The 9,151-nt window shown below is 43.7% G+C and carries 7 protein-coding genes; 4 read left to right on the plus strand and 3 right to left on the minus strand.

What is annotated here, in order from left to right; all coding sequences use genetic code 11:
- The first annotated feature begins 172 nt into the window (after positions 1–172).
- The 3 genes from ABF638_RS35035 (at position 173) to ftsH4 (ending at position 3,300) form a co-directional block, all read left to right on the plus strand.
- Positions 173–703, plus strand: a complete 531-nt coding sequence (locus ABF638_RS35035) for a DUF3122 domain-containing protein (RefSeq protein WP_435027388.1) — start codon at positions 173–175, stop codon at positions 701–703.
- A gap of 451 nt (positions 704–1,154) precedes the next feature.
- Positions 1,155–1,340 (plus strand): DUF2949 domain-containing protein, encoded by a 186-nt coding sequence (locus ABF638_RS35040; RefSeq protein WP_012408660.1) that lies wholly within the window; start codon positions 1,155–1,157, stop codon positions 1,338–1,340.
- Between the two features lie 94 nt (positions 1,341–1,434).
- Positions 1,435–3,300, plus strand: a complete 1,866-nt coding sequence (gene ftsH4, locus ABF638_RS35045; RefSeq protein WP_435027390.1) for an ATP-dependent zinc metalloprotease FtsH4 — start codon at positions 1,435–1,437, stop codon at positions 3,298–3,300.
- Between the two features lie 73 nt (positions 3,301–3,373).
- Here ftsH4 and ABF638_RS35050 read toward each other — a convergent pair whose 3' ends face one another.
- The 3 genes from ABF638_RS35050 to ABF638_RS35060 all read right to left on the minus strand — a co-directional run bounded on the left by ABF638_RS35050 (position 3,374) and on the right by ABF638_RS35060 (position 7,039).
- Positions 3,374–4,573, minus strand: a complete 1,200-nt coding sequence (locus ABF638_RS35050) for an MFS transporter (RefSeq protein WP_435027391.1) — start codon at positions 4,571–4,573, stop codon at positions 3,374–3,376.
- A 692-nt stretch (positions 4,574–5,265) separates the two neighbouring features.
- Positions 5,266–6,438: a molybdopterin-synthase adenylyltransferase MoeB gene (gene moeB / locus ABF638_RS35055; protein ID WP_435027392.1), complete on the minus strand. Its 1,173-nt coding sequence runs from the start codon at positions 6,436–6,438 to the stop codon at positions 5,266–5,268.
- A 142-nt stretch (positions 6,439–6,580) separates the two neighbouring features.
- Positions 6,581–7,039: a Mov34/MPN/PAD-1 family protein gene (locus ABF638_RS35060; RefSeq protein WP_435027393.1), complete on the minus strand. Its 459-nt coding sequence runs from the start codon at positions 7,037–7,039 to the stop codon at positions 6,581–6,583.
- Between the two features lie 1,235 nt (positions 7,040–8,274).
- On the opposite strand from ABF638_RS35060, the gene ABF638_RS35065 reads away from it, so the two are divergent.
- Positions 8,275–9,151 (plus strand): calcium-binding protein (locus ABF638_RS35065; RefSeq protein ID WP_435027394.1); only part of this gene is annotated, 877 nt, incomplete at its 3' end.

The raw sequence follows: 9,151 nt of genomic DNA on the forward strand, positions 1-9,151 counted from the left end.
AATGACACTGCACCTATTAGGCTATGAGAATGTGCAAGGTTTCCCACCTAGCTTTATCGGTTGGAAAAACGCAAAAGAGGCGATCGCCTCCAGGTAATGCACCAATTAGGGCTAAAATCCCAAATTTTACTCTGGAATTTCAAGAGATTTTAACTTTATCAGGACTTTTGTGATGAACTCTATCTATTTTAACGAGTCTAAAATTCGCCCGATGCGCTGGCTGCTGGCTGCCTGGATCTGCATTTTACTGGTTGTTTGCAGTCCCCTACCCGCCTTTGCTGCTGTGGCACAAATCGAAGAATATCCAGGGCAAATGCTCTATCAATCCCGGCAAAAACTGCGGGATCAGACTGGAAATTCCTGGCAGGCGATCGCCTTCAAGCGTATTCATCCCGAAGGTAGTTCTATTGTCTCTCTGCGGCTAGTGGGCTTTCCTAGTCGGGTGGAATTCGATCGCACTCAACCACTGACGCTAACAACATCTATGGGGCAAACTCTAACCGCCAAGGATATTTCTAGCGAAATTTCTCACGACACACCAACCCCAGCCAATGTCGCAGAATATGACATTAAGTCCGTCCTACCGCAGTTGCAGGCTGAAATTCCTCTTCATCTAACTTTACCGATGCTAACTGGCTCACCGATTGAGTTACAAATCCCATCCACAGCGATCCAAGAGTGGCAAGCAGTTTCTGCTCGTTAACTAAGGGAACTCCAAAAAATAAATTATTCCGCTTAAAGTTGTTGACCGTTGACTGTGAACCGTCAACGGTCAACAATCTCAATGGAATATTTTTTTACTTGGAAGTCCCTTATGGAAGAAAATATGGGATTTCTCTTTGTCTCTCATAATATCTGCGTTTTTTGTCACAGTGTTTTCTTAATCAAAATTTTCTCATCCCCAGCAGTGTTAACTCTTTGAGTACGGTAAACCGTATTTGCTCGTTAGTTCCCAAAGATTAATTTAATTGTTAAGTTTAGTTACATAAATGAAAAAAGCTGTAAGCATTGCTAGACAGGAGAAATTATGAGAAGCGTTAGTATCCTTAACAATCGAGACAAACTGAGCCACTTTGCGATGTAGGCTGGAAAATACATCACACAAGTCAAGCTCTCTCAGAAATAAAGCTTATTTAACATTATTTAACATTGCGATGAAAGCTACAGATCAATTGGTGCATTTTTTAAAGGAAGAGTTGGGTATTTCTGGTGGAGCAATTTCTCTTGCTTTGCGACATTGTGAGCAGACTCCCAACTTTCTGGCCATGACCCTCTGGCAATATGGGCTGGTAACACTAGATCAGTTAGCCCAAATTTTTGATTGGTTGGAAACAGTATAAGTTGCGGCTTTAACTATTCGGGTGCTAAATATTGGACTTTTTGTGAAAGTCACATTCTCAACAATTTTCATTCTAAGGATTGGTAACAACATCTATGGCAATTAAAGAACAGCCTAAGTCACCTCGGTTTCGGATCATCGCTAATATATTACTGGCAGTATCAGGGCTATTCCTGCTCTTAAATTTATTTTTGCCTGGTTTATTTGCTTCTGGCCCTACTGGTGTTCCCTATAGCCTATTCATTCATCAAGTCCAAGAAGGGGAAGTCAACCGCGTTTCCGTCGGTCAAAATCAGATCCTCTACGAACTAAAAACAGAAAACGCCGAACCAGGCCCGGTGTTTGCAACTACACCAATCTTTGATTTAGAGTTACCCAAACTACTAGAAGAAAAGGGAGTTGAATTCGCTGCTACACCTCCACCGAAGAATACTTGGATTACAACCCTCTTGAGTTGGGTGATTCCACCACTGATTTTTATTGGTATTTGGCAGTTTTTCCTCGCCCGTGGTGGCGGTGGTGGTCCTCAAGGTGCGCTTTCTATTGGTAAGAGCAAAGCTAAGGTTTACGTTGAAGGTGAATCAGCTAAAATCACCTTTGCAGATGTGGCTGGGGTCGAAGAAGCGAAAACTGAGTTAGTGGAAATTGTGGATTTCCTCAAGACTCCGGGACGCTTTACGCAAATTGGCGCTAGGATTCCCAAAGGTGTGCTGTTAGTTGGCCCTCCGGGAACTGGTAAAACACTTTTAGCGAAAGCTGTAGCAGGAGAAGCAGGAGTTCCATTCTTTAGTATTTCTGGCTCCGAGTTTGTAGAATTGTTTGTCGGCGTTGGTTCTTCCAGAGTGCGGGATTTGTTTGAGCAAGCTAAAAAACAGGCTCCCTGTATTGTATTCATTGATGAATTAGATGCGATCGGTAAATCTCGTAGCAGTAACGGCTTCTACGGTGGTAATGATGAACGAGAACAGACCCTCAACCAGTTACTAACAGAGATGGACGGGTTTGCAGCTGGAGACGCGACTGTGATTGTCTTAGCTGCTACCAACCGCCCCGAAAGCCTTGACTCTGCATTACTGCGTCCAGGTCGTTTTGACCGCCAAGTATTGGTAGACCGTCCTGATTTATCCGGTCGTGAAGCAATTCTCAAAATTCACGCTCAAAAGGTAAAATTAGGAGATGATGTAGATTTAAGAGCGATCGCTACTCGTACCCCTGGTTTTGCTGGCGCAGATTTGGCAAACTTGGTAAATGAAGCGGCATTATTAGCAGCTCGCAATCTCCGTCAAAGTGTTGCTCAAGAAGACTTCGCCGAAGCAATTGAGCGGGTAGTCGCCGGTTTAGAGAAGAAGAGTCGCGTGATGAACGAGACTGAGAAAAAGATTGTTGCATACCATGAAGTTGGTCATGCAATGGTCGGGGCGCTAACCACAGGAAACGGTCGCGTAGAAAAGATTTCGATTATTCCCCGTGGGATGGCTGCTTTGGGCTACACTCTGCAATTACCAACTGAAGACCGCTTTTTGATGAATGAAGAGGAACTGCGGGGTCAGATTGCAACTCTATTAGGTGGACGTTCCGCCGAAGAGATTGTGTTTAACAGTATTACCACAGGTGCTTCCAACGATTTGCAACGAGCAACTGACTTGGCAGAACGGATGGTAACATCTTATGGGATGAGCAAAGTCTTAGGGCCATTAGCTTACCAACAAGGACAACAATCGATGTTTTTGGGTAATGGTGGGGCTAATCCTCGGCGGGCGGTGAGTGAAGACACATCCAAAGCCATTGATAGTGAAGTCAAGGAAATCGTGGAAACAGCCCACGAACAAGCCCTAGAGATTCTCAGACAGAATCGAGACTTGCTAGAAGCGATCGCAACTCAACTCTTAGAAACAGAGGTCATTGAAGGCGAAAAACTGCACAGTTTGCTGAGTCAGGTTAAACCCGTAACTAATTCGTAATGGGCTACGCCCCGCTACGCTAACGTAATTCCTACACAGAGGGACGCAGAGTACAACTTTGCGTCCTTTTGCGTTAAACCTCTGCGTTCCTTTGCGTTTCAGAAATGCCACTCACAATAATGCAAACACCAGCTAACAAAAATGCCAATGCACCGCCAACTGCACCAATCAAAGGTGTTATTGCTTGCGGTTGGGGAAATATGACGCCAAACAAACTCATGGCTAATGCGAAGCCACCAAAATACATCCCAATTCCTAATCCCACCCATCGCTGCGGTACTAGTCCTAAAGCAAAAGGAATTGCCCCATTGACAATTAAACTAAAGCCAGCAACGATTAATATAATTATCGGAATTTGTGCGCCCACAGATATCATTATCAGTAACGAGGGAATGATTGCACAGATCCCACAAAGCATTGCTTGACTATTACCAATTTTGACTGCGAAGATTCCTGCTGGTATGCTGGCAAGTGCGATCGCTAATCCAATCCATACCATTTGCACATCAATATTACCAGTATTCAGTTGTGTCTTGAGTACTTTGCCCAAGACATCAAAGAGAAATCGGATACCCCACGCTACACCAAAACCAGTTACTAAAATCAAAGCCAATTTTTGTAACGGCAACTTAACTACTTCTATTTGGTGTCTATCCACAGGTGCTTCTGGAGGATTGACTAACCGCAACACAGCCGCCGCCCCTAGCATGACGAAAGAACCAATCGCAAAGGTATAAACTGGCCCTAAGCTGAGAATAAACTTGTGACTTATCGGTCTAAAAGCCCCTATCAATCCCCCTGCCAAAGTGACAAAACTTACTGCTAAAGGTAACTGTGCTGGTGTCGAATACATTCCCAATAGGCACATAGCTGGAGAGCGAAATATTGTCATTGCTAAGGCCCAAGCTACCAATACTATAGGTAAGAGCGATCGCATCACAGTAGTAGGCGGGATAAAACTCACAACACATGGTATGGCAATGAACAAAGCCGATGCGAGAATCATACCTACTGAGATGAAGGGAAACCGAGTCCCTACCCAGCGTCTAGCTTGATCTGAAAGTCCGCCCATCAAGGGTTCCAGCACTGCACCCAAGGCATTTTCGACTATCACCAAGCCGACTGCCAGAGAGGCGGGAAAACCAAACTGAGTCAAAAGCTGTGGCAAATATATATTATAAATTAACCAGGTGAGGGTAATTGCTCCCTGCACCCCTGCCAATACCCAAACTTGCACCCATAAAATATTGAGATGAGATTTTGAGGTAGTCAAGTCGCTTCGCTCCAATTAAAAATTAAAAATTATTAATTAAAAATTCCAAGACGTTCTTAGAGATTGTTTGAAAAGTTTTTCGCTGTGACTTTAGGCATTTTTAGATCCCCCCTAACCCCAGAGTTGTTTCATTCCCCAAAGAGCTTTAAAAAGCAAGGGTTCTAGCAATTAAAAATTAGTTATTTTGTTACTTGCGTGGCGATAGAATGAACTATTTTGCTGAAATTTAAGTGCTTAAACGTTCATCTCGTCGTCACCCTTACTTACAATTTTCTTGCTAGTAATCTTGACAAAAAGATACAGCCCTTGCAGTAGCTTTACTGCTTCCCAGCCTAGAGTCTGGGAACCCATTTTGGAAGGGCTGCCGCCTCCAGTAGCTTGAATTGAGGCAGAGCCTCTTTTAAATACATTCCCAGCCTGGAGGCTGGGAACGAGATGACACAAGCTTTTGGGCTTTTCTTAGTGTCATTCGGTTCTGTACCTAAAATCAATTAATTAAAATTATTCTTTTTCTTAATTTTTAATTTTTAACTTTTAATTCACAAAAAGTCATCAGGAGATGGAGGAATGGAAGACTTAAACCGCAAACTCGCTCTGGTCGCGGCAGGAAACAGATAGCGCAGCGTTAGAGAGTCCGCCAACGTCGGGCAGTATTCCTCCTGCCTCCTGCCTCCTGCCTCCTGCCTTTTTTGTTAATACTCTGGAACTGAGGGATCGATTTCTCGACTCCAAGCGGTAATTCCGCCTTTGACATTAGTCCCGACAATCCCGGCTTCCTTGAGAATGGCGAGGGCTTTTGCCGATCGCCCGCCCATCTTACAATGAGCAATTAAGCGGTGCCCGTTCAATATTTCCTTTACCTTGGCAACGCCATTTCCATTTTCAATGTCTGGTAAGGGCACCAACACCGAACCCGGAATCTTGGCAATTTCGTACTCATTGGGGTTGCGGACATCCAGCAGTACAAAATCCTTTGCACCACTATCCAGCAATTCCTTCAAATCCTTAACGGTCATTTCTTGACTTTCCATCTGCTGTTTTGCCTCCTCTGCCTTAGCTTGTGGAATTCCGCAGAATTCTTCGTAGTCTACCAGCTTTTCAATTACTGGGCGAATCGGATTAGGACGGAGTTTCAATTCCCGAAATTTCATATCTAAGGCGTTGTATAACAGCAATCGTCCACTGAGAGTGTTACCTTGTCCCAGAACAATTTTGACAGCTTCGGTTGCTTGAATTAAACCAATAATTCCTGGCAAAATTCCCAATACGCCACCCTCTGCACAAGAAGGAACCATTCCTGGTGGTGGTGGTTCTGGGAAAAGGTCACGATAATTCGGCCCACCTTCGTAGTTAAATACAGTAGCTTGCCCTTCAAAGCGTAAAATTGAACCGTAGACGTTGGGCTTATTCAGCAATACGCAAGCGTCGTTAACTAGATATCTGGTGGGGAAGTTATCAGTACCATCCACGACGATATCGTAAGGTTGAAGGATTTCCAGGGCGTTTTCAGAAGTCAGGCGAGTTTCGTATAAATCAACTTGACAATAGGGGTTAATCTCGTGAATGCGGTTTTTTGCCGATTCAATCTTGGGTTTACCCACCCAAGATGTCCCGTGGATTACTTGGCGTTGCAGATTAGAAGTATCGACAACATCGAAATCGACAATCCCGATGCGTCCAATACCCGCCGCCGCCAGATATAAAAGTAGTGGTGAACCTAGTCCACCTGTACCGATACACAGTACACTGGCGGCTTTCAGGCGTTTCTGTCCTTCTAGTCCTACTTCCGGCAAAATTAGGTGTCGGGAGTAGCGTTCGTAATCGTCTTTGGTCAACTGGATTTCATCCAGATTGGGATTGAGCATAGCAGTTATGATCTGGGAGAGCGGAATATTAATCCTATCGAAAAACTGGATCTCATTATAGAGATTAAGAAGTGGGGAAGACGAATTTTTATCCGTGGTGGCGGTTTTCGCCGCTACAAGTGACTGTTTTTAAGCTAAGTCGTTAAATTATATTTTCAATTGCCTCTGCTTGGAATTGATGATGATCATCAAGGCTCCAGCTTTGAAGTTCTCCAGCTTTACCATTTTGGACGGAAACTATTATATACGAGTATCCTTGCCAAGCATATAGGCGATCGCATTCTGAAGGGATAGCAGGATGATCTGGATGGGAGTGGAAAATGCCGATAATATTCAGTGAGCGATCGCGTGCTTCCTTTTGTGTTTTTAGCATAACTTCGGGTGCGATCGTATATTGCCGTCTTTTACTTTCTATTGTACGTTCCCCTGGAAACTCAGCAGCCGCTTCTGTATTCCAGGCATTTTCTGTTGGCATAACTTCTACTACAGTTTTGCCCTCATTAACCAGATAGCCCAGAATTATACCACAGCACTCATCTGGGTAAGTGCTTTCGGCATGGGTGCGGATGGTTTGCAAGTGTTCTTGGCTAAATCTGATCATCTCTGCGTTTGTAATTTTGGTAAGCGATCGCGATTATTGCACAGATATTTAATATATAACCCGGACATCATGATCATAGTTTAGCTGTAGACCAATCCAGGCATCGCAATGTTCAAAAATGACAATATGGAATGGCACTAAGAAAAGATACAGCCCTTGTTCTGACTGGTTCCCAGCCTAGAGGCTGGGAATCCATTCTGGAAGGGCTGCCGCCTCCGGTAGCTTGAATTGAGGCAGAGCCTCTTTTAAATACATTCCCAGCCTCCAGCCTGGGAACGAGACGACACAATCTTTTGAGCTTTTATTAGTGTCATTCGGACAATATGTATTTTTGAACGCTGCATGAGTACGGATGGTTACAAGTATTCTTAGCTAGCTCCGATTATGTCTGCGTTTGTAACTTTGGTAACCTCCAACAATTCTTGCCTAGATACAATGCATCGCGAGGCGTAGGCGTAGCCCAACCCAAGCATCGCTTGATCTTCATCATCGTAAAGAAGAAGGAAAATATGTATTTTTCTGAATCAATCCTTCGAGCATTCTCAAAGTTAGCTGCCTTGAAAGCCTTCGCTCAAACTTCTTTGTGACTGCTGCTGTCTGCAAGTTCTTGACCATAAATTCTCAAAATGTGAAGAACACACTACTAGCACATACATTTCTCGGCATATAATATAAAGAGTATGCAAAGATAGTTCTTTAGCTATAGACATCTAAGTAAATATTCAGTATTTAGTTAGTATCAGGTTATTTAGATGTTCCCTATTTTTAAGCGAGACGTTTACAGGCAATAGCCCACAATGAGGGTGTTAAAACCCCTTTTCCTATCAATAGTTAACTGTTCTCTATTTCCAAGACAGTAGGACTAGTTATATCAAGGTGTTGTGTGAGTTTCAGGCATTTAAGCTTGATTTGACGACTTTTTTTCAGCGATTCCTGAGTTGGGTGTAGCTGCAACTATTCTATCAAGGATGGTTATAAAAGGACTGAAAACTGAAACAACCTATTTGAGTACATCTAGATGGTCATGACTTTGTACAGCATGTGAGACTTTGATAAGTGTTACTTGCAAGCTGGTCAACAGAGTGGATTTTCGAGAAAAATTAGCGTCCTTCAAGGATGACATCAAATTATTCCGAAAGCGTCAATTCTCGGCGAATTCTTGTGTTTTAAAACGCACTAATTCAGCGCTGAGAACTAAAAATTACCGAAACAACTGATTTAGGAAGGTAAAAGTTATGGCAAATATCATTGGAACTGACGGTAATGATGCTCTACTGGGCAGTAACAGCGCGGATACAATTAACGGTAAAGCAGGCAACGATATAATCACAGCCAAGAAGGGTAATGATATCCTGACTGGTGGCGGTGGCAAGGATAAATTTATTTATAACTTGGGCGACGGTACTGATACCATCACCGATTTTGGTGGCATTGGTAAAGGAACAAATCCAACAGCAGCAGTGATTGCCGAAGTGGATACCATCAAATTCCAAGGTGCTGGCTTGAGTGCCCAAAATCTGCTGCTTACCCAGAATGGCAGCAATCTGGAAATCACCTTTGAAGGGGTAGATGGTGCTAAAGTTCTCCTCAACAACTTCAAATTAGAAAACTTAGAAAATCTGAATGCTTCTGGTGCAAAACCAGCTATTGGCAATATCCTGTTTGATGGGCAAACTAGCATCACCGATAGTTTTGATGTCTTTGATGCCAATTCCACTCAAACTAGCCTGTTCAACAAGAACGCAGTCACATTCCTCAATGACCTCTCCAACAATATTACAGGTTTAGACGACTCCAATGATGTCATCAATGGTCAGGGGGGTAATGACAAAATCGACGGTAAAAGTGGCAACGACCTTTTGAGAGGTGGTGCGGGGAATGATACCCTCATTGGTGGTGAAGGCGATAATACTCTCCTTGGTGGTACTGGTGACGATAACTTGAGTGCTAACAGTTCAACAGGGGATAATTTGCTCTCTGGAGGCGATGGCAATGATTCTCTCTCCGTTTCTGGCTACGTGGAAGTCAACTACCCAGATGGGTATGACTTTCGCTCGTCTGGCAAGAACACCCTCAACGGTGGTGCTGGTAACGATACCTTAAATGCTAGCG

It is taken from the genome of Nostoc sp. CALU 1950 (assembly GCF_051172895.1).
GTDB classification, from domain to species: Bacteria; Cyanobacteriota; Cyanobacteriia; order Cyanobacteriales; family Nostocaceae; genus Nostoc; species Nostoc edaphicum_A.